Raw genomic sequence first — 19,640 nt, 5'->3', positions numbered from 1 at the left:
CTTGCGCTGAAGCCCATAACCATGTTCGCTTGCAACTACCTACTGTCGGGAGTTGAGGAGGACACCACCGTGGTCGCCGCGGCGGACGCGCAGAACTACGCTCAGAAGCTTGGCATTACACACGGCTTGGTTGTCCAGGAATTGGGCTGGGACGAGGACGTCGACGACGACCTGAGGGCCGACGTCGAGGAAACGATCGGCGGCGAACTCGTCGACGAGGACTCCGACGAGGTGATCGACGTCGTGCTGCTGTGGTGGCGCGACGGCGACGGTGACCTGGTGGACGCACTGATGGACGCGATCGGCCCGCTGGCCGACGACGGTTTCGTCTGGGTGCTCACCCCCAAGACCGGACAGCCCGGCCATGTTGAGCCGAGCGAAATCGCAGAATCCGCGCCGACCGCCGGTCTGACCCAGACCTCGGCGATCAGTCTCGGCTCGTGGGCGGGCAGCAGGCTGGTTCAGCCCAAGGCGCCCTCGAAGCAGCGCTGAGCCACCGCGCTATGGTTTCCACCAGGGTCGGTCCGGCAGGACCGCCCGGTGGAAACCCGACACGATGGAGGATTCGCTATGCCGCTCGAGGTTGGCACTCTCGCGCCGGATTTCACGCTGAAGGACCAGAACAACCAGGAAGTGTCCCTGTCGGACTTCCGCGGGAAGAAGAACGTCCTGATCGTCTTCTACCCGCTCGCGTTCACCGGGATCTGCCAGGGTGAGCTGTGCAAGGTCCGGGACGAGCTGCCCAAGTTCCAGAACGACGACGCGGAGATCCTCGCGATCTCGGTCGGCCCGCCGCCCACGCACAAGATCTGGGCCGCCGAACAGGGCTACACCTTCCCGCTGCTGTCGGATTTCTGGCCGCACGGCGCGGTGGCCCAGGCCTACGGCGTCTTCAACGCCAAGTCCGGCTACCCCAACCGCGGCACGTTCGTCGTAGACCGCGAGGGCTACATCCGCTTCGCGGAGATGAACGGCCCCGGCGAGCCCCGTGACCAGGCAGCTTGGGAGAAAGCCCTCGCCGCGCTAGATTCATAAGCCGCCGGTAACGGCACGGGCGTATAGCTCAGCGGTAGAGCACTGGTTTTACACACCAGCGGTCGGGGGTTCGATCCCCTCTGCGCCCACCAGAGAAGATGCGGTAGCCGGTCCTCGCTCCCGGGGCCACGCTCGTCTCGTCATAATCCGTGGGGCACCTGTGGGGCACGGTCCTCAGGTCTCGCTCATCGTGAGAGCAGCGCCTTCGGCTACAGCCGTCCAGTACGGGCGAGTGGCGCACGTCACATCAGTTCGTGTCATGTTTCGGCGCTGCGCGGTGTCCCGAGGGCATGCCCCCAAGGCACCCTTCACAAGGTCGTCGTCGGTGGCGGTTACGCCGGAGCAGTCGCGGCCAACCGTTTTGGAGCGGGCGTCGGGCCGGGCGCTGCATTACGACTACGCCATCTGCGCGGTCGGCAGCATCGCGGCGATACCCTCGGCACCCGGAGCGCCCGAATATGCCTCATCTCTCGCTGGAGAGTCGGCGTCCACCCCATCCGTGGCCGGTTCCCGATGACCGGCGGCGAGCACGCCGAGCGGTTCTCCCTGTTGCGACCGCTGCTGTTCACGATCGTCTACGAAATCCTGGGCTCGGCAACAGAATCCGACGACGTGCTGCAGACAGCTATCTGCGGTGGGCCGAGGTGGACCTGGCGGCGGTGCGCGACACGAAGTCGTATCTGGCGCGGCTGGTGACCCGACAGGCGCTCAACGCGGTGCGGGGCGGGCACGCGTCGTCGCGAGAAGTACGTCGGCCCGTGGCTGCCCGAGCCGCTGCTGCTCGACGAGCACGACCCGTCGGCGGACCTGGTGCTCGCCGAGTCGGTATCGATGGCGATGCTCTCCGCGATCCAGCGGAGAGCTGACACAGCTACCCGCCGCTGTGGTCGTCACCGACCACGGACCACGCCGCGTGACGACCGATGCTGGGCGCGTGGCAGGTCGGCGCGGCCGTGGTGATCATCGCGCCCAGGCTCACCCTGATCAAGGAGTGGCGTACGCGGGCGCCTTCTTCCTGTGGTCGGGCGCCGTCGCGTCCCATCTGGCAGTCGGCGACGGTCTCGAGTCATGGGTGGCACCGCTGATGTTCGCTGTCTGCGCCGTCGCGTCGTGGATGCTGAGGCCGACCGACCGGCGGCTCGCGCAGACGCGGCTTCGTCGGGACCGGCCTGCAGACTCTCGACCGGGCGAGACCGCCTTGCCGGGAACGCGACGCCGCGAGCGGGTCGTCGCGATCGGGGTTCTCGTCGTTCTGTATGCGGTTTCGTTCCTCACGCTGCCCGCGGTCGAGGACGCCATGCACAAGAACGCCGTCGAACTCGGCTGGATCGACGAGTAGTGGGCTCGCGAGTCGCACGGGGGCCACAGTCGGTCGGGAAACCCAGCCCCCCAGCGAGGCGGCGCAGTTGCAGACGATCGACACGAGCGGGGCGACGGCCGACACGTCTGGTCCACCCTGATGGGCCTGTCGCTCTCGACGGGTCGGCTTTCGAGAATTTTGCTGATCTTCATCGGTTCCGCGGGGTCTCTAGGTGTGTGCGGCTGTCACTCTCCCGCCTGCCCGTCCATTCCGCGATCGGCCTAGCACGCAAGATCTTGCTCGACGCACGAACTTCCCGGTCGATTTTCGAGCTGTTCGGCGAGTTCAACTTCTGCGAGTATCGAACTCGTATGTGAACTTCGATAGTTAGGCCGCCCGTGCAAACGACCTCCAGGAACCCTCGGCATATCGCATTCATCGTCGACGGTAATCGGCGTTGGGCCCGAGATCGCGATCTTCCCCCCTCGGCCGGGCACGATGCGGGCTACAGCAATGTACTCACCATCGACGCGGCATGTCAGCGACGCGGAATTCCATGGCGCTCGTACTATCTCCTGTCGTCGGCCAATATGCGACGCAGCAGTGTGGAGGTCGAGCATCTTCTGCAACTGCTGACGAATTTCTTCCGGGAGTGGGCAGAGGCCACGAAGGCCACCCCGCACCTTGTCGGAGAAATCGACTCGAGCGAATTTCCGCCGCCGCTGCGAGCCGAGGCTCGGCAACTAGCGGACTTGTGCCGCCATGCTTCGACCGAGAATACGGACCAGGTTGCTTTCTTCGTCAACTACGGCGGGGAATCAGGGTATACGGATGTGCCACAAGCAGCCTGCCTCGGACATATTCCGCCGGTCGATCTCGTTGTCCGAACCGGAGGCGAGCACCGCCTCAGTGGGTTCATTCCGCCCCAGGTCGCCTTCAGTGAATTGACATTCGTCAACGAGTACTGGCCGGAGTTCTCCGACATTCATCTGGATCTCGTCATCGACCAATTCGCGTCCCGGGATCGGCGCTTCGGCGGAGATCCGGCCGCCCAGGCCCGGATCACCGCGTGAGCGCGCGCACCTCGATGCCCGATTCCGATGTGCTCGTGATCGGCGCAGGGCCGACCGGCCTGGCGGCGGCCGCCGACTGTGTGCGCGCGGGACTCGTCGTCACGATCGTGGAGCGAACTGGAACGGTTGGTGGTCTGGCCCGTTCGGCCGAAATCGCTGGGTTCGAAGTCGATCCCGGCGGGCATCGTTTACTCGCGACCACAGCGCGCCAACGTCGCGCATGGTCCGAATTGGCTGAAGAGCTGGGCCGGTTGCCGCTGCACCGGGTCGGCCGCCGCAGCGGCATACTCAGGCGTGGGCGGGTGATCGCCTACCCCGTCGAATGGCGACAGTTCGCGCAGGTGACACCCCTGGGCACCCGGCTGAGAGCAGCGGCCTCCATGGCGCGCCGCCGGGTGCGGCCACTGCGTGACGAGGACTCGCTATCGGCCTGGGTAACCAACCGCTACGGGGACTATCTCACCGATGCGCTGATGGATCCCCACGCTCGCAAGGTCTTCGGTGTCGAGCCGACGGACATCCCGGCTGCGTGGGCCGCGCAACGAATCGCGGTGCCGCCGCTGCGTGAAGTGCTGAAGGCCGCGCTGCCTCGGCCGAACCGGCACCCTGCTCCGACGGAAGCCGATCATTTCCTGTACCCCGAGGGGGGACTCGGGCGGCTCTGGTCTCGCTTCGCCGAATCTCTCGCGGGTGCGCATCTGCTGTTCGATTCCCAACCGGTCGCGATCGGGAAGACGAATTCCGGAGAGCTGTCGGTCGATGTCCTGGCTCCGGGCGGACCGATGACCATCACGGCTCGGAAGGTCATCTCCACGGCGCCTCCGGAGGACCTCGCCTCGTGCATCGGCCTGACATCGCTCAGCGCGCGACTCGCGCCCCGTGCGATCCGACGGGATCTGATCGTCGCGCTGGTCCGGGTGTCGTCGTTGCCCCGAATGTGGGAGAACTACCAATGGCTGTACACCCATGACGTCGGCGTTCGAGCCAACCGTTTCCAGAACTACGGCGCTTGGAAGGGGTTGGCGTGCCCGCCCGGACTCATCGGCTTGGAGTACTCGGTCCCGTCGGGCCAGGTGCCCGACTACACCGCTCAGGTGCACCGTGATCTGTCGATCATCTACGGCGGCGAGTACGAACTGCTCGGCTTCGACACGTTGCACAACGCGTACGCGAACTTTGAAGCCACTCGCGGCCTGATCGAAGAATTCGACGCCGAAATGGCCCGGTTCGGCTCAGGACTGATCAGCACAGGCCGACAAGGCGCCGGGGTGTACATCAATCTCGATCAGGCGCTGCGGCTCGGCAGGCGGGCCGCCTCCATGCCCGCCGACTATTCCGGAGTACTCGGCGGCGGAGAATACTCCTCGTACCAGGAGCGCCGGTGACTCCCATGGCAACTGGCGAGAGCAGGCGTCGTTGCACGACACCTGCTCCCGCCGCTCGACTTACCGGATCAGATCACCTCCGAATCTTCCTCCTACTGCAGACCGGGCAGTTCGGCGTCAACGGCTGCAGCACCGCGCCGGGGAGCTGCAGCCCCCTGGTTTCGTTTGCCAGCAATATCGCGGCGGCCGAAGCCGCGAAGAGGACCGCCGGATCCCGGGACTTCAGCGGCCGGCAAGAGACCGCGGGCTCCACACGGGCAGTTTGCGTGCTTTCGCACACCTGCAGTCGATCGGAGCTGTTACTGATGAGCGAGAAGACGGTCATGCCGCCGAGGATGGACATTCCTACGACGAACCGGATGCGGCGGATCCGGTCGGATGACCTGTCGAAGATGGACACCGAATTCCTTTCTGTTCCGTCGGCCCGTAGTGGCGAAGGCCGTGAATCGACTATGTGCGACTCACGCGCCCGAATCCGCCCCTCGCGGCGCCGCGTAGCACAAAGCGGAAGCAGGGCAGCGTGGCAACGACCGAACTGACGCCCGAGCACATCGCCGAACTGCGACAGTGGCTACGATCCCGGCTGTCGTCCACTCGCCGCGGCAAGCCGTGCCCGGCCTGGCTCGGCAGCGGATCCGCCGAGCGGACTACTCGGATCCGCCACACCGTGGGCGAGATTCTCGGTCGAGCCTGCGCCGCCGAGATGATCACGCCCGCACAGAAGGCTGCATGGGCGGCCGCCGCCCGACTTGCGGTGGACGCTCCCGGCCAGGCAGATCTCGCCGCCACGTACGGCGTCTCGACCCGCACCGTCCGGCAATGGATTGTCGATGTGGACCGAATCATCGCCAACCACTTTGCCGAGCGGCTTCTTCAGAAGCGGACACCCCCGCCGGGCGGCCACATCGACGAGAGCATCGACACTGTCGTCCACCTGGCTCGCCTGTCCAGGCATCTCGCCGCCGAAGAGGCCGCGCCGGAGGAGCTCGAGGCGATCCGCTCCTTCGCTGCGGACCGGCTCGGCGGACCCCGAGTGCGTCGCGTCGGGTCCAAGCGCTGGGTACGCAAGCGCGCCTATGACATCGTCGCCGACCGCGTGAATGTGATCAGAAGCCAGCCGCTCCGCCCGGACCGTTTCGTAGCCGATCAGGCACAGAAGAAGATGGTCGTGGTCCCCTATCGGCTTTCCACCGATCCGGACGTCGCGGTCGGTGAGCTCGCCAGGGCATGGAGTAACCGCGACCGGGAGTTCGTTCCACTGCTCGCGAACAACGCACTCGAAGTCGTGCGAAATCCGGATATACCTGCGCTTCACCGACTTCAAGCTCTGGAGATCATATCCAACGCCCTCCGCGATGCCGAGAACCTCCAGGCATTCGAGAGCGCCGCGGCATGGCGTGCACTCGCACTCCAGGTAGGCGGCCCCTCCGACTACCGCGCCTGGAAGGCCTCGAGTGTTCTGATCCACATGATGCAGATCCACGGGTACACCGACGCGGCTCGGGTCGCACAACGTCGCCAAGTCGATTCGTTCGCCCGTGTCGAGTTCCCCGACGACAACGATCGAGCGATCCACGTGTACGACCGGGTGGCGCGATTGGTCGCGATCGAACTGCAACGCGACAGCTCCCGCTCGACCGAGCACGCCAAGCAAGCACTTCGGAATTTGCGCGACCTACAGTACGCGAACAACGACGGGACAGCCGAGACCGGATTCGTTGTGGATCGTCGCCGAGTCGAAGTCGCCCTTACCGAATTCCGGCAGCAAGGACGTGGACAGGCGGTCGGAACTCATCCCCAATTCGACCAAGCCGTGTACCGAATCGAAATGGCGGCGGCGGGTATGCCACCGCATCGCGCACTCGCGGCACTGGACCTGCTGCTCATGGTCGATGTCCAGCGCAGGGACTGGGCATCCGTACGCGAGCGCGTGAACACGATCCGGGCCGCCGTCTCGATCCCCGGCGCGCCGGCCAATCTTGTGCATCGACTGGACACGCATTTACGTTGGCTTGCCGATCGCGAAGTGATTCGATACGCGACGCTTCCGATCCCGCCGGACCCATATCGCGACGCGCGGTTCCTTCCGTACACGATGGCATCGCATCCCTGATCTCCGGTAGGTCGAGCAGATCAAATCAGTTGCAGCACATCCCTGACGGCAGCCGCTGTGCGTAACGCACTGTAATCTGCCGCCCGGCGCAGGCCACGCTGCGACAACTCGGCGCGCCGGCGCGAATCATCGAGCAGATCGCCCAGGCGGTCGCACGCATCGGATAAATCGGCCGCGACATACTCGACTGCGTCCCCGCCGACCTCAGGAATCGCAGCCGAGCGCGGCGCAAGGGTCGGGAGTCCGGCATGCATCGCTTCCAGCAGGGGCAGACAGAAACCTTCCTGCGACGAAAAGGTCGCCAGGACAGAACATTCCCGGTACCACCGACTCAGTTCAGCATCGGATACATAGGGGCGCCATTGGATCCATCCCTCCGCCACACCGGCCTCAACCCGTATCCGCAGCTGGTCGCCGTACTCGGGAAACGTCTCGATGGGGCGGCCGATCAGCAGGAGATCGACAGCTGTCCCTCCGCTGCGCAACCGCTCCATCGCATCCAGAAGACGATCTTGCCTTTTCCTCGGCTCCCACTTTCCGACATGCATGACAATGCGCTCCGCGCCGGACCCGTACCCGCCGGTCCCACTCTGATGATCGGCGGAATAAAGAGGGACGACAGAAAGCCGATTCGCGGCATGTGGGAAGAAACGCAGAAGATCTTCCCGGGAGAAGTCCGAAACCGTGACGAGCCTCGTAGCGCACGCTACGCTCAGTTCATAGAAGCGCTTTACGATCTCCCTCGGTGTGCAGCCGTCGAGCGGCAGGTCGAGAAACGCAGCGAGTTCGACGAGCTCGGCTGATCCGATACGCTGTTCGAAGGCAGTCGCAGACGGGCCATAATAGTCATCACGCATCGGGTACGCATCGTGCAGTACGCGAATTTGAGGACACCTCAGACCCGGAGGTATATAGTACTGCGGCGCCAAGAATACGTCTATCCCGTGCATGGCGGCCAGGGCGGGGAATTCGACGAACCCGCGCACAGAGATGAGAGCGGCGGAATAAGGCACCACCAGGCACGACTCGGTATAACGGCGGAGGTTGGCCGGATCGCCGAACAGGACCAGCTGAACTTCCGGCAAGAATTTCGCGATCGAGTCGACGAGTAACGAAGTGAACCTGCCGACCCCGTCGAACTCGGTCCGGCGGCAATCCACTCCGAGTCGCAACTTCGGCCGAGCGGATACAGAGTGATGCAGGGTCATACGATGCCGATTACCTTCATTACTCATACAACGGGCGGCGCCACGCGCCTTGCGCAGACTACTCGACCGTGAACGATTCACTGAAACCGAGAACTCCGGCAACGGCGGTGCAGGAGTATTCAATCATCCACCTCGGCTGCCGACCAGCAGATAGCAAAGGGTTACTCATTCCAGTGCCTGTCAGGCAACATCTTGCTTCAGCCCCATGCCCTCCAGCCCATTACCCCTTGCCGCGGCGAGCAACCGGTCGGCGGGCGCGCCCACCCAGTACGGCGGGGTATGTACCGGAGCGGTGTCCAGCGAGATAGATCAGCCCGGTCACATTCGCGCCGAGCACCTTGCGGTGTTGACCGAGGCACACGAATCACTCGACATCGATCACCAGTGGTCCCGACTTCGCGAGGGCGGCGAGCGAGCCGTCCGGCGCGAACGCCACGTCGTGCACGGAGTCGGTGATCGGGATGTGACAGACCCACTCGTTGTCGGCGAGGTTCCACAGAAAGACGCCGGCCGCGGTACGCAAAGCCAGCGCGGGACGGCTTCGCCATCGTCCCAGCCGCCCGCCGATGACCCGGCCCGGCGCGACCATGATCGGATCACCGTGCGGTGCGAGCATCTCGTTGTTGCCGAGATCCGCGGTTCCGGTGTAGCAGCGGACCACGCTGTCGTGCTCGCGGATCGACCCACGCCGACTCCGGGCAGGCGCGCCGCGCTGGTCGCTGCCACGATCGCGACGATGACAACCTCCCGCACGCCGATAGCCGCCACCGGCTCCATCCGGTTCCGCATCGGTATCGTCTCGCAAGTGCACCGTCCGGGTGGGCGACCGGATCGTGTGGGATCTCGAGCTGGGCCGATCGGCGATCGCGGCGATTCGGGCGCGCCGCGCGGCGGCGCTCGTCGCGATTCGGAAGGCGCGTCTATCGTCGCGATCATGCCCGCGTTGATCGCTCCGACGACACGTCTGCATGCGGCCTGGCTCGAGGCGCATGACGAGTGGGGTCCCGGCCCGCACGAGGACGGCTTCGGACTGCGGCCCTACGACGAGGTGCGTTCGCCGAACGGTTTCGCGGCCTGGGTGGCCCGGCTGGGCGGCGAATCCAGTCAGGCGTGGGTCGAGACCGGCCGGGCTCGGTGCACCTACCGATGGATCGTCGAGGGCGACCAGGTGGTCGGCGGGATCGCTCTGCGGCACGAGTTCGACGACTTCGTGCGGTGGGCCGGCCATATCGGCTACGGCATTCGACCGTCGGCGCGTCGGCGCGGGCTCGCCACCTGGGCGCTCGGCCGGATGCTGGACGAGGCCGGGAAACTCGGCATGGACCGGGTACTGATCGTCTGCGCGGCAGACAACATCGCCTCGGCGAAGACCATCGAGCGCCAGGGCGGCGTCCTCGAACGCGTCCTGGACACCGAACTCGGCCCCGCACGGCGTTACTGGATCGACACCTCCCCACAGGTGGCCGTCGCCGAGCACGGCGGTGGGCGTGTCGCGCCCCCGGCTGGCGAGCACCTCGGTGCCGCCGGAACAGATGGCCGCTGATCCGGCGGACAGCGGCGCCGTAGCGCTCCCCCGCAACCAGCTGTGCCGCTATATCAGCGCGGCGCGCCGAGCGACCGAGTCAGCCCGACCGGCGGGCGGTGACCAAGAGGTACTCCCACTCCATCCGTCCGTTGCCCAGGTCGTGGCGGGTGGCGAGGTCGGCGAGTGCGCGGTCCAGTTCCTCGATCCGGTCGGGTTCCCCGGCGTTGGCCTTGTACACCGCGACCGTGGGTCCGTAATAGGTCTTGAAGAAGTCGCGGAACTCGGTGCCGTCGGCGAAACGGTCGATGACCGCGTTCTCACGCCGTAACTCCAGGTCGGCGACGTGATCGCCGAACAGCGACCGGACGTGCTCCTCATCGCCCCACTGCGGGGGCGGCAGCGCGCCGGGCGGGGGCGGCGGCGCGAACGGTTTCATCGTGGCGAACATCTGTCCGATGAATCCGGTGGGCGTCCAGTTGATCAGTCCGATGGTGCCGCCCGGTTTCACCACGCGCACCACTTCGTCGGCGGCCGCCTGGTGGAACGGCGCGAACATGACGCCCACGCAGGACATCACGACGTCGAACTCGGCATCGGCGTAGGGCAACGCCTCGGCGTCGGCTTCCTGCCATTGCAATTCGACGCCCCTGTCAGCGGCGATACGGCGGCCCGCCTCGAACAACTCCGGCGTGAGGTCACTCGCCACGACATCCGCACCGGCTTCCGCGGCCGGGATCGCGGCGTTCCCGGATCCGGCCGCGACGTCCAGCACCCGCTGCCCCGGGCCGATCCGGCAGACCTCGACGAGATGCCTGCCCAGCCCCGGGATGACCTCGCTGGCGATGGCGGGGTAGTCGCCCATCGCCCACATCGCGCGATGCCGCTTCTTGAGATCCACGGAACCCGATTCGGTCATCTGACGCTCCCTCTGTGGTCGGGGCCGGTGATGCTGCCGCAGATAGCTACCGATAGTCGAAAATGTGCGCTGACCGGCTGCTTACCCGACATAGGTCAGCACAAACGGGCACGCCGGCGCAAGACCAGCCGAGCGGCGCTGCCGGGTACGCGGCGGACGCGCGCACGAGAACACGGCTTCTCCGCCGTCCGCCTTGCCGAGCGTGCATCGGTTTCACCGCGCGGTCATTACGTTCGCCGTGCTGGGCCACCGAGGGAAGCGCGCCGATGCCGCCGACCCGAATCCCTATCCGGCGGACGACGTAGCGCGCAAGCTCTTGCTCGCCACGGGGAATTCCTTCGAAGCCACCCGCGACCTGCTCGACGAATTCGACGCCGATCTGACCCGGTTCGGCCCAGGATTGATCAGTACCGGACGACAAGGAGCCGGTGTCTACATCAATCTGGATCAGGCGCTGTGACTCGGCCGGAGGGCCGCCTCCCTGCCCGCCGACTACGCGGGCGTCCTCGGCGGCGGCGAATACTCCTCCTACCAGGAACGCCGGTGATCCCGAAGCGTTCGAGCCGATCCCGAGGAAGTCCCGCACACCCCATTCAGAAGAAATGGCACTGGTTCGGCGGCAGAACGCGGACCAAGCACAAACCGACGATGCCGAAGAACAACACGCTGGCGATCGCGCCCCGCACCGAGTCCACGACGCCCGGGGGCAGTTCCACCGCCGAGGCAACCGGCTCGGCGGTGCTCGAGGCATTCGCCGTCGCGGGGGCAGTTGTCGCGGCAGTCAGTGCGATCGCGGTGGCCGCGATGACGCGCATAGCGGCATGCTTCATGGTCGACTCCTAGCTTCGGGCCCCGACCGTAGGACGACCTTACGTCCGCCGGCCAACGCGTGACAGCCGCCAGTTCTGGTGGGGCGCATCGGCGCGGAGCCGACTATCGGACCGCTCCCCCGCGCCCGCGCCGCGACTACTGTCGTGGGCATGTCGACCGAACACGCGACGCCCCGTCCCGCACCGTCGTTCCACACCGATGCGATATCCGCCGATCGGCCCAGCGAGGCCGCCGACGACCCGATGGCTCTGCTGGTCGAGATTCTCGATCTGCAGGCGGCGCTGCCCAGTATTCGGCGGATGCGGCGCTGGGGGCACGACGCCCTCGCGGTCAGGTCGGGTGAGCGAGCCCTGGACATCGGTGCGGGAACAGGCTCGGAGGTCCTCGAATTCGCCGAGCGAGTGGGACCGGACGGCGAGGCGGTCGGTGTCGATCCCAATCCCGCGATGCTCGCCGTCGCCGGTGCGCGAGCCGAGGCCGCCGGGGTGCGCGCCCGTTTCGTGGAAGGCACCGCCTATCGCCTGCCCTTCCCGGACGATTCCTTCGACGCGGTCCGTTGCGAACGCGTCTACCAGCACCTCGACGACCCCGCCGCCGCCACGGCCGAGATCGCGCGGGTGCTGCGGCCGGGTGGGCGCGTGCTGCTCATCGACAGCGACTGGCATACCGCCATCGCCTACCCGGGCGATGACGACGTCGTCGCCCGCCTGTCCGAGGCGATGCTCACCACCACCCCGAACCCGAAGTCGGGCCGACGCCTGCGCGGTCTGCTCACCGCTGCCGGGTTCACGATCGATGACATGGGCTCGGAGGCGGTGATCTGGGATCCGGAAACCATCCGCCCCCTCTTCGCCCAGATGACCGAACGCGCCTACACCGACGGCGTCATCACCGAGCAGGAGCGTGAAGACCTGGCAGCCGCAATGGAAGACGGGATCGCCCGAGGCGACTACCATCTCTCGGTCACCATGTTCGCTGTCCTGGGACACGCGGAGCCGCACGCCGAATGATTACGCTGCACCGAGCGGCGGCATGGACCGGTCGAGCGGCGCCACAGCGCTGAGAATCCAGGCCGGGAGCCGGTGCGCTCTCACCGTTGCCGTCCCGCGTCCGGCCGGATGCGCCCCGCCTCGACCAACGCCCGCCAAGCGACCGTCTTCCGAGGGCACTCACCCACCCGGCAGGAGCGGTGCCGCTGCATGGCCGTCTGCGCCTCCCGCACACCCATCGCGTAGTCCGGGGCGGCATGCGGGGAACGCATCGGCCGAGCCGCCAGATCCGGGGCGGTGCGCTCGCTGTGCACTCGCCGCGTGATCTCGTCCACGCTGCGACTCTCCGGCACCCGGACCGGCCACAGCCACACCGCCATGCCGAGCACCAAGACGAGCAGAGCCGCCCCCAACACGAGCGCCGACAATTGCCACCCGGTCACGGCAACCTCCGGTACGGGTGGTCGGCGGGAAGCAACGACGGCCACCGGTACTTACGCGGATAGGTCTGCTCCGGGGTGATCAAATCGCATAGTTCGGTCACCGCACGGGCGAACGGCTCGACATGCGCCAGCCCCGGCACGATCACCGCTGCCGCCTCGACTACCCGGATATGCTCGATCGCCAGTAAAGCCGCCGTCCTGACCGCCGTATCGCAGACGGCTACCTCCGCCACGAAATACCCGCGCACAACAGCTATTTCACGGACGATGCATGCATCCTGCTCCACACGCTCGCCGGATACCGCGCGCCGAACGAATCCCAGCGCATTCGGCCCCAACGCATCCGGCACACAGATGATTTCCCGATCCATCCCCTACTCCCCTGCTCGATGTTCAAGTGAGCACCCGCCGCCGAGGAGTCTTGAAGGGACATCGACTTGGCGGCGAGGCTGGATACAGCGTGCACGCCGAGCAGAGAGTGACGATTACAGAGCGCTATACCGCATGTGGATCGATGCCGAGACTGTTCGCCAACGTCAGAAGGCGGCTGTCGATCGACTTACGGTGAGCCCGGCGAGCAAGCGCCGACACCGAATCGAGAACCGTCGCGTCCATCCGAGTGCGTTGTGGGTCGACCATCTCGGCATGCGAGAAGGCGCGTACGGCCTCGGCGTCGTCACCTGCGGCAGTGAGAGCGTGACCGTAGTCGGTCCAGAAGTAGACGACTCGATTCGGCGCGCGAACCGGCCTCGGATCCACGGTGCGAGCGACCCGGATGGCGGCGTCGCTGTCACCGAGTTCGCTCGCCACCGATACATGCCAGATCGCCGCGCTGGTCGGGCCGAACCACAGAAGACCGAACCCGCCGTCCTCGGTTTCACCGAGCGAGCGCGCTTCCGAATACGCCTCATTCAGCAGAGTCGAAGCGGTACTCGGCTGCCCTGCGACAGCATTGGCTATCGCGCCTCGGCACAGCAGATTCCCGTACGCCTGGCGAACCGGCGTCGCACCGAGGAAAGGTTGCATCTCCGCCGCAGTTCGAGACGCCAACCGACCTGCTAATGCGGCATTTTCCGGCGGCATAGCGTTCAGTCTGGAAATCTCGGCCAGGCCGATCCATTCGGGTTGTTCCAGGTTGCGAGCACATCGAAGCCCGGCGTCCGCTATCCCTGACGCGAGATCGGGGAACCCCACACCTTTGACCAGGAATCTCGCGTTGAATGTCAACTCGACGAACTCCGGTCCACCGAAGTAGAAGGCGTCCCGCAACAGTTCGGCCATATCGGATGCAAGCGCGGCGTAGTCGGCGTTGTTGCGCAGGACCGTCGAACGAGCGACTGCTTCGCGCACGGCATCCCGAGGACGGTCCGGCTTCCGGCGTTCGCCTACAGAGATTTCGACGTAAGCCGACCTGATCTCCGGAATGGCGGCCATGGCAACGGCCTTGGCAGGATCCGTCGGATCTCCCGGCTGCCCGAGCAGCTGTGAAACGGTGACGTTCAGGGCGCGGGCGATGGCAACCTGCGTCGCACGCCGATCCAACGCACGCTGCCCACTCTCGATCTGCGAGATGTAGCCCTGCGTCAACCCGGCACGATCGGCCAGCACCTTCTGACTGATCCCGCCCCGCCGTCTGCGCCAGTACCGGATGCGCTGTCCGGTGTGCTCCATGTCTCGAGCGTAGGTCGTCGCACGGGCTGGTACCAGCCCCGGCGAGGTCGACGCGGCTGCACACGGTCGGCCGCTCGCCCCGGATCGGCCGCGCCCGCTACCTGCGCAAGCACGTGCGAACCCTGTGGGATCGAGTCGGCTTCGCGTTCACCCGATCCGGTTCTCCACACTTCTGGTGGCGGACAGGGTACGCAGCAGGCGATGCCCTACCCCACGTCCCGGCGCAGCCAGGTCACCTCCGCGCCGGTTTCCGTTCCGTAGCGGTAGATCTCGAGGTCCTCGTCCCAGGGTGTGCCGAGGGCGCGGTCGATCTCGGCGGCCAGGTCGTAGGCGGAGTACTTGCCGAGTTCCCGGGTGGCTTGCAGCATGGCGCGCAGGCGCATCTCGCCGATCATGACGTCGCCGTTGGCGCTGGTGGAGCCGTGCCACAGACCGAGGCCGGGAACGAAGCTGTAGCGCTCGCCGTCCACGCCGTCGCTGGGGTCCTCGGTCACCTCGAAGCGCAGAACCGGCCAGGAGCGCAACGATTGGGCGATCTTGGAGGCGGTGCCGACCGGGCCGATCCACTCACTGGTGGCGCGCAGTTGTCCATCGGCCGGTTGGGCGGTCCAGCGCAGCTTCGCCGGGGCGCCGAGGGCCGAGGTGAGTGCCCATTCGACATGCGGGCACAGCGCGGCAGGCGACGAGTGGATGTAGACCACACCCGCCGTCGCGTCCGCGAACTGACTCGATGCGCGCACCACCAACACCTCCAGCTTCGACGAGGAACGTCTTCCCCAACGATTCGTCGAACTGGCGTTGCCCGAGTGTACTGGAGTGCCCGAAGTTACGCGTGTTACTTCGTCACCGTGTTGCGCGTGGCGGTCACCTCCGCGATGACGGCATCGCTCAGTGGTGGCCAGGCCGCGCGCGCCCAGTCGCCGAAATTCTCGTCGCTCAAGGCGAGACACGCCAACCCCGTTTTCGGGTCAACCCATAAAAATGTCCCGGATTGGCCGAAATGTCCATAGGTTTGTGGCGAATTCGTGCCACCGGTCCAGTGCGGCGTCTTGCCGTCGCGGATCTCGAAGCCCAGCCCCCAGTCGTTGGGGCGCTGGGAACCGAAGCCGGGCAGCACACCGTTCAAGCCCGGGAACTGGACCGTGGTTGCCTCCGCGTGGGTCTGCGCCGAGATCAACCGCGGGTTCAGCAATTCGGCGGCGAAGCGCGCGAGATCGGCCGCGCTGGAGCGTGCCGCGTGCCCGGCCGGACCGGCCAGCACCGAATCCGTCATGCCCAGCGGCCGGAACACCGCGTCGCGCAGGTACTCGTCGAACGCGATCCCGGTCTGCTCGGTGACGAACGCGGCGAGCACCTCGAAGCCCGCGCTGGAGTAGATCCGCTTGCTACCGGGCCGCGCCTGCACGTCGGTGGTATCGAAGGCGAGCCCTGCGGCGTGCGCCAGCAGATGACGCACCGTGGCGCCGGGCGGCCCCGCGGGCTGGTCCAACTCGACCGCGCCCTCCTCCACCGCGACCAGCACGGCATAGGCGACCAGCGGCTTGGTCACCGACGCGAGCGGGAACACCCGCTCCACAGAGCCTTCGCTCGCGATGCCGCCGTCGGCGGTGACCACCGCGGACGCCGCGTGCCGAACCGGCCAGTCCCGAATCTGCTCGAGTGAACGCACCCTGCGAGCCTACGAGAACCGCCTGGCTACCATCGACTCACCATGACTGAAAAGCCCACTGTTCACGGTGACGTCGCGTCCGGTTTCGAACCGGTCGCCGACGCCTTCCGCCGCAACTTCGAGCGCCACGGTGAAATCGGCGCGGCGGTCGCGGTCTACGCGGGCGAGCGCCCGGTGGTCGATCTGTGGGCCGGTTTCCGTGATCGCGGGCGCACGCTGCCGTGGGAGCAGGACACGATCGTGCCGGTGTTCTCCTCCACCAAGGGCATGGCGGCGTTCACCGTCGCCGCCGCGGTCGCCGAAGGCCGGCTCGACTACGAGCAACCGGTGGCGAAGTACTGGCCGGAGTTCGCCGCGCACGGCAAGGACGCGATCACCGTGCGTCAGCTGATCGATCACCAGGCGGGGCTGTCCGGCCTCGACCGGACCGTGCGTCTTGCGCAGATCGCCGACCTGGACGGTCTCGCGCGCATCCTCGCGGCGCAGAAACCCGCCTGGCGTCCCGGCACCAGGCACGGCTATCACGCGATCACTCTCGGCCTGTACCAGGGCGAACTGCTGCGCCGGGTCGACAAGCACGGCCGCACGCTCGGGCGGATCTTCGCCGAAGACATCGCCGGACCGCTCGGTGCGGACTTCTTCATCGGCCTGCCCGCGACGCAGCGCATGGACCGCATCGCCACGATGTCGGCCACCCGCGGCCTGGACGTGCTGCGCTACGAGCGCGATCTCCCACTGCGCATCGGCGCGGAGGTCTACGCCGGACGCGGGCTGTCGTATGCGGCACTGACCAACCCGCGCTGCGGAGCGCCTGCGCGGGCGACCCGTCGCGAGTTCCTCGAGGTGGAGCTGCCGGGGTCCAACGGGGTGGGCAACGCCCGCGCGCTGGCCAAGGTCTATGGCGCGGCCGCCGGTCGCACCGGCGCACTGCCGATCGACGGCGCCCTGCTGGACCGGCTCGCCGCGGCGGAGACCGCCGACGACGTCCCCGCCGAGGATCTGGTGCTGCACACCAAAAGCCGCTACCACCTGGGCTTCCGCAAGTCGCGCGGCTCGTTCCGCTTCGGCTCGGACAAACGCGCCTACGGCACGACGGGACTCGGCGGCTCGTTCGGCTTCGCCGATCCCGCGACCGGTCTGGGTTTCGGCTACACGATGAACCGGCTGGGCTTGGCGGTCCTGGACGACGTTCGCAGCCGCAACCTGCGCGAGGCCCTTCTGCGTTGCAAGATCTGAGCGCCCTGGTTCCGTAGACTGGCCACGCTCGGACAGCGGTAGCCGATCCCGGAAGCGAGGAGGCCCTGGTGGCGGAGCATCCCGTGGACATCGACGCGTATCTGGCCGGATTCCCGGAGGACGTGCGCGAGATATTGAGCGGTATCCGCGCCGCCATCCGGCGGGCGCTGCCCGAGGCCACCGAGGCGATCAGCTACGACATCCCCACCTTCAAGCTGAGCGGCCGCAATGTCGTGCACTTCGCGGGGTGGAAGGAGCATGTCAGCCTCTACCCGATCCCGGACGGCGATCCCGCGCTGGAACGCGAGCTCGAGCCGTACCGGGCGGGAAAGGGAACGCTGCGGTTCCGGCTCGGCGAACCGGTGCCGTACGAGCTGATCGCACGAATCGCCACCGCGCTCGCCGAGCGGCGCTGAGCCGGTCTACCAGTCCGTCTCGGTGTACTTGATGATGCCGCGAATGTTCTTGCCGTCCAGCATGTCCTGGTAACCCTGGTTGATCTCTTCCAGGGAGTAGCTGCGGGTGACCATGTCGTCCAGGTTCAGCTGACCGGCCTTGTACAGCGCGAGCAGGCGCGGCGCGTCCTGGCGGGCGTTGCCGCCGCCGAAGATGCAGCCCTTCACCGTCTTCTGCAGCATCGACAGCAGGAAGCTGTTCAGCTTGACGTCGTTCTCGTCCATCCGGCCCATCGAGGTGACCACCAGGGTGCCCGCCTTCGAGGTGAGGATCAGGCCCTCCTCGATGTACTCGCCGTGCATCTCGCCCATGGTCAGGATGACCTTCTCGGCCATCCGGCCCTCGGTGGCCTCCATCAGCGGCATGATCGCGGCGGCCATGCTCTCGTAGGTGTGCGTGGCGCCGAACTTCTGCGCTTGCTCGCGCTTCCACGGATTCGGGTCGATGGCCACCACCTTCGAAGCGCCCGAGAGCACCGCGCCCTGCAGCGCGCTCATGCCGACACCGCCGATGCCCGCGATCACCACGGTCTCACCCGGGGACACCTGGGCGACGTGGGTGGAGGAGCCGAAGCCGGTGGGGACGCCGCAGCCGACCAGGCAGGCCACCTCGAACGGAATGCTCGGATCGATCTTCACCACCGAGGTGTGGTGCACCGTCATGTACGGCGCGAAGGTGCCCAGCAGGCACATCGGGATGACGTTCTCGCCGCGGGCCTGGATGCGGTAGGTGCCGTCGCTGATCGCCTGCCCCATCAGCAAGCCCGCGCCCAGGTCGCACAGCGCCATGTGTCCTGCCACGCACGCCGGACAGCGCCCGCACGCGGGGATGAACGACAGGATCACGTGGTCGCCGACCTGCAGGTCGGCCGGGCAGTTCGGGCCGAGCTTGGTGATCACGCCCGCGCCCTCGTGCCCGCCCATGACAGGGAAGGACGGCATCGGGGTCGCACCGGTCACGATGTGATGATCGGAGTGGCACATACCGGCGGTTTCCATCCGGATCTGCACCTCGCCCGCGACCGGGTCGCCGACCTCGATCTCCTCCACCGACCACTGCTGGTCGATCCCCCACAGGATCGCGCCCTTCGTCTTCATTCCTGTCGACCCTCTCGCATGCACGTGCTTATATGTGACTGCACCCACAGTACGAGAAAAATGTAACGCGTTCTAGTGGCACTGGAAAAATTCGTCGGTATAGCGTGACCTTCCACCCGAACGCGTTACAGTTTCGCCACGCGTCAACCCCGGACGTCGTGCACGTGATGCACCAGGTCGTGCACGAAGTACCGCGCGAACGACTCCACCGTGAACAGCGCGCCGTCGCTGCGCGCGCCACGCAGGCCACGCCGCTGCGGCGGCACCGATTCGAAGGAGCGCGCCACCCGCCCCGCGGCCTCGTCCAGCTCCGCGGCCACCCGGGCCGGGTCCTGCTCGTTGTAGCGGTCGGCGATCGCGGTGGCGTCCTGGTCCCAGTTCGCGAAACGCGGCGCTTCCCCCTCGGGTCCGCCGGCCAGCATCAAGGCGAGGCGAGTGTCGAACAGGCGGCACACGTCGCGCACGTGAGCGCCGTACTCCAGGGCCGACCAGGTCGATTCGTCGGGGCGCGCGCGCACGTCAGGGCGTTCGAGCACGGCGGCGAAGCGGACGGCCGTCTCCCGGGTCAGCGCGGCCACGGCTTCGTAGGCGGTTGCGGCGGCATCGAAGCCACACTGCGGACAGGGACGTTCGAGCACCCAGGTCCAGTCTTTGACATCGGGAACGATCGGCATGCGCTCAACCTAGGCGCGG

At 66.7% G+C, this 19,640-nt stretch carries 23 protein-coding genes, 1 tRNA gene and 1 pseudogene; 13 read left to right on the top strand and 12 right to left on the bottom strand.

The window, feature by feature from the left end; translation table 11 throughout:
- The first annotated feature begins 69 nt into the window (after positions 1 to 69).
- The 7 genes and pseudogenes from ON27_RS08695 to ON27_RS08665 all read left to right on the top strand — a co-directional run bounded on the left by ON27_RS08695 (position 70) and on the right by ON27_RS08665 (position 4,793).
- Positions 70 to 492: a DUF3052 domain-containing protein gene (locus tag ON27_RS08695; protein ID WP_043722255.1), complete on the top strand. Its 423-nt coding sequence runs from the start codon at positions 70 to 72 to the stop codon at positions 490 to 492.
- A gap of 78 nt (positions 493 to 570) precedes the next feature.
- Positions 571 to 1,035: a peroxiredoxin gene (locus ON27_RS08690; protein ID WP_043722206.1), complete on the top strand. Its 465-nt coding sequence runs from the start codon at positions 571 to 573 to the stop codon at positions 1,033 to 1,035.
- Positions 1,036 to 1,052: 17 nt separating this feature from the next.
- A tRNA-Val gene (locus ON27_RS08685) sits at positions 1,053 to 1,127 on the top strand.
- Positions 1,128 to 1,548: 421 nt separating this feature from the next.
- Positions 1,549 to 1,890, top strand: a pseudogene (locus ON27_RS08680) (sigma factor); the annotation flags it as partial.
- Between the two features lie 136 nt (positions 1,891 to 2,026).
- Entirely contained in the window at positions 2,027 to 2,374 is a 348-nt protein-coding gene (locus ON27_RS08675; RefSeq protein WP_051046360.1) for a hypothetical protein, read from the top strand.
- 359 nt (positions 2,375 to 2,733) lie between these two features.
- Positions 2,734 to 3,408 carry an undecaprenyl diphosphate synthase family protein gene (locus ON27_RS08670; protein WP_083887444.1) on the top strand — a complete coding sequence of 225 codons (675 nt, stop codon included), beginning with the start codon at positions 2,734 to 2,736 and terminating at the stop codon, positions 3,406 to 3,408.
- Positions 3,405 to 4,793, top strand: a complete 1,389-nt coding sequence (locus ON27_RS08665; RefSeq protein WP_043722201.1) for a protoporphyrinogen/coproporphyrinogen oxidase — start codon at positions 3,405 to 3,407, stop codon at positions 4,791 to 4,793. The genes ON27_RS08670 and ON27_RS08665 overlap by 4 nt, the downstream gene beginning before the upstream one ends.
- 73 nt (positions 4,794 to 4,866) lie before the next feature.
- On the opposite strand, the gene ON27_RS08660 is transcribed toward ON27_RS08665, so the two are convergent.
- Positions 4,867 to 5,193, bottom strand: coding sequence for a hypothetical protein (locus tag ON27_RS08660; RefSeq protein ID WP_043722198.1), 327 nt, complete (start codon positions 5,191 to 5,193; stop codon positions 4,867 to 4,869).
- A 120-nt stretch (positions 5,194 to 5,313) separates the two neighbouring features.
- Here ON27_RS08660 and ON27_RS08655 point away from each other — a divergent pair, with 120 nt between their 5' ends.
- Positions 5,314 to 6,906, top strand: a complete 1,593-nt coding sequence (locus ON27_RS08655) for a hypothetical protein (RefSeq protein WP_157227126.1) — start codon at positions 5,314 to 5,316, stop codon at positions 6,904 to 6,906.
- Positions 6,907 to 6,926: 20 nt separating this feature from the next.
- On the opposite strand, the gene ON27_RS08650 is transcribed toward ON27_RS08655, so the two are convergent.
- Positions 6,927 to 8,114: a glycosyltransferase family 4 protein gene (locus ON27_RS08650; protein WP_157227125.1), complete on the bottom strand. Its 1,188-nt coding sequence runs from the start codon at positions 8,112 to 8,114 to the stop codon at positions 6,927 to 6,929.
- Positions 8,115 to 8,478: 364 nt separating this feature from the next.
- On the bottom strand, positions 8,479 to 8,775 hold the full coding sequence (locus tag ON27_RS08645) for a hypothetical protein (protein ID WP_043722189.1): 297 nt from the start codon (positions 8,773 to 8,775) through the stop codon (positions 8,479 to 8,481).
- A 273-nt stretch (positions 8,776 to 9,048) separates the two neighbouring features.
- Here ON27_RS08645 and ON27_RS40785 point away from each other — a divergent pair, with 273 nt between their 5' ends.
- Entirely contained in the window at positions 9,049 to 9,657 is a 609-nt protein-coding gene (locus ON27_RS40785) for a GNAT family N-acetyltransferase (RefSeq protein ID WP_083887447.1), read from the top strand.
- Positions 9,658 to 9,736: 79 nt separating this feature from the next.
- Here the strand turns inward: ON27_RS40785 and ON27_RS08635 are convergent, their stop codons facing one another.
- Entirely contained in the window at positions 9,737 to 10,555 is an 819-nt protein-coding gene (locus ON27_RS08635; RefSeq protein WP_043722186.1) for a class I SAM-dependent methyltransferase, read from the bottom strand.
- A gap of 238 nt (positions 10,556 to 10,793) precedes the next feature.
- Between ON27_RS08635 and ON27_RS08630 the strand changes: the two genes are divergently transcribed.
- On the top strand, positions 10,794 to 11,015 hold the full coding sequence (locus ON27_RS08630; protein ID WP_043722185.1) for a hypothetical protein: 222 nt from the start codon (positions 10,794 to 10,796) through the stop codon (positions 11,013 to 11,015).
- Between the two features lie 133 nt (positions 11,016 to 11,148).
- Here ON27_RS08630 and ON27_RS08625 read toward each other — a convergent pair whose 3' ends face one another.
- Positions 11,149 to 11,385, bottom strand: coding sequence for a hypothetical protein (locus ON27_RS08625; RefSeq protein ID WP_157227124.1), 237 nt, complete (start codon positions 11,383 to 11,385; stop codon positions 11,149 to 11,151).
- Positions 11,386 to 11,535: 150 nt separating this feature from the next.
- On the opposite strand from ON27_RS08625, the gene ON27_RS08620 reads away from it, so the two are divergent.
- Positions 11,536 to 12,396: a methyltransferase domain-containing protein gene (locus ON27_RS08620; RefSeq protein WP_051046364.1), complete on the top strand. Its 861-nt coding sequence runs from the start codon at positions 11,536 to 11,538 to the stop codon at positions 12,394 to 12,396.
- Positions 12,397 to 12,476: 80 nt separating this feature from the next.
- Here the strand turns inward: ON27_RS08620 and ON27_RS08615 are convergent, their stop codons facing one another.
- The 5 genes from ON27_RS08615 to ON27_RS08595 all read right to left on the bottom strand — a co-directional run bounded on the left by ON27_RS08615 (position 12,477) and on the right by ON27_RS08595 (position 16,158).
- Positions 12,477 to 12,818, bottom strand: a complete 342-nt coding sequence (locus tag ON27_RS08615) for a hypothetical protein (RefSeq protein ID WP_043722181.1) — start codon at positions 12,816 to 12,818, stop codon at positions 12,477 to 12,479.
- Positions 12,815 to 13,189: a hypothetical protein gene (locus tag ON27_RS08610; protein WP_043722179.1), complete on the bottom strand. Its 375-nt coding sequence runs from the start codon at positions 13,187 to 13,189 to the stop codon at positions 12,815 to 12,817. The genes ON27_RS08615 and ON27_RS08610 overlap by 4 nt, the downstream gene beginning before the upstream one ends.
- A gap of 124 nt (positions 13,190 to 13,313) precedes the next feature.
- A complete protein-coding gene (locus tag ON27_RS08605) occupies positions 13,314 to 14,489 on the bottom strand; it encodes a helix-turn-helix domain-containing protein (RefSeq protein WP_043722176.1) in 1,176 nt (391 codons plus the stop codon).
- A 206-nt stretch (positions 14,490 to 14,695) separates the two neighbouring features.
- Positions 14,696 to 15,229, bottom strand: a complete 534-nt coding sequence (locus ON27_RS08600) for a DUF3145 domain-containing protein (RefSeq protein WP_043722247.1) — start codon at positions 15,227 to 15,229, stop codon at positions 14,696 to 14,698.
- Positions 15,230 to 15,324: 95 nt separating this feature from the next.
- Positions 15,325 to 16,158 carry a serine hydrolase domain-containing protein gene (locus tag ON27_RS08595; RefSeq protein WP_043722173.1) on the bottom strand — a complete coding sequence of 278 codons (834 nt, stop codon included), beginning with the start codon at positions 16,156 to 16,158 and terminating at the stop codon, positions 15,325 to 15,327.
- Positions 16,159 to 16,200: 42 nt separating this feature from the next.
- On the opposite strand from ON27_RS08595, the gene ON27_RS08590 reads away from it, so the two are divergent.
- Positions 16,201 to 17,394, top strand: a complete 1,194-nt coding sequence (locus tag ON27_RS08590; RefSeq protein ID WP_043722172.1) for a serine hydrolase domain-containing protein — start codon at positions 16,201 to 16,203, stop codon at positions 17,392 to 17,394.
- A 68-nt stretch (positions 17,395 to 17,462) separates the two neighbouring features.
- Entirely contained in the window at positions 17,463 to 17,810 is a 348-nt protein-coding gene (locus tag ON27_RS08585) for an iron chaperone (protein WP_043722170.1), read from the top strand.
- A 6-nt stretch (positions 17,811 to 17,816) separates the two neighbouring features.
- On the opposite strand, the gene ON27_RS08580 is transcribed toward ON27_RS08585, so the two are convergent.
- Together ON27_RS08580 and ON27_RS08575 are read right to left on the bottom strand one after the other, a co-directional pair.
- The gene (locus ON27_RS08580; protein ID WP_043722168.1) at positions 17,817 to 18,947 is read right to left on the bottom strand and encodes an NDMA-dependent alcohol dehydrogenase; all 1,131 of its coding nucleotides are present in this window, start codon (positions 18,945 to 18,947) and stop codon (positions 17,817 to 17,819) included.
- Positions 18,948 to 19,090: 143 nt separating this feature from the next.
- On the bottom strand, positions 19,091 to 19,621 hold the full coding sequence (locus tag ON27_RS08575; protein ID WP_043722167.1) for a DinB family protein: 531 nt from the start codon (positions 19,619 to 19,621) through the stop codon (positions 19,091 to 19,093).
- Positions 19,622 to 19,640 lie beyond the last annotated feature (19 nt).

This window comes from Nocardia asiatica NBRC 100129 (assembly GCF_000308415.1).
Classification (GTDB): domain Bacteria; phylum Actinomycetota; class Actinomycetes; order Mycobacteriales; family Mycobacteriaceae; genus Nocardia; species Nocardia asiatica.
The sequence above is the reverse complement of the archived record's forward strand: the minus strand, read 5'-3'. Positions and strand labels throughout refer to the sequence as shown.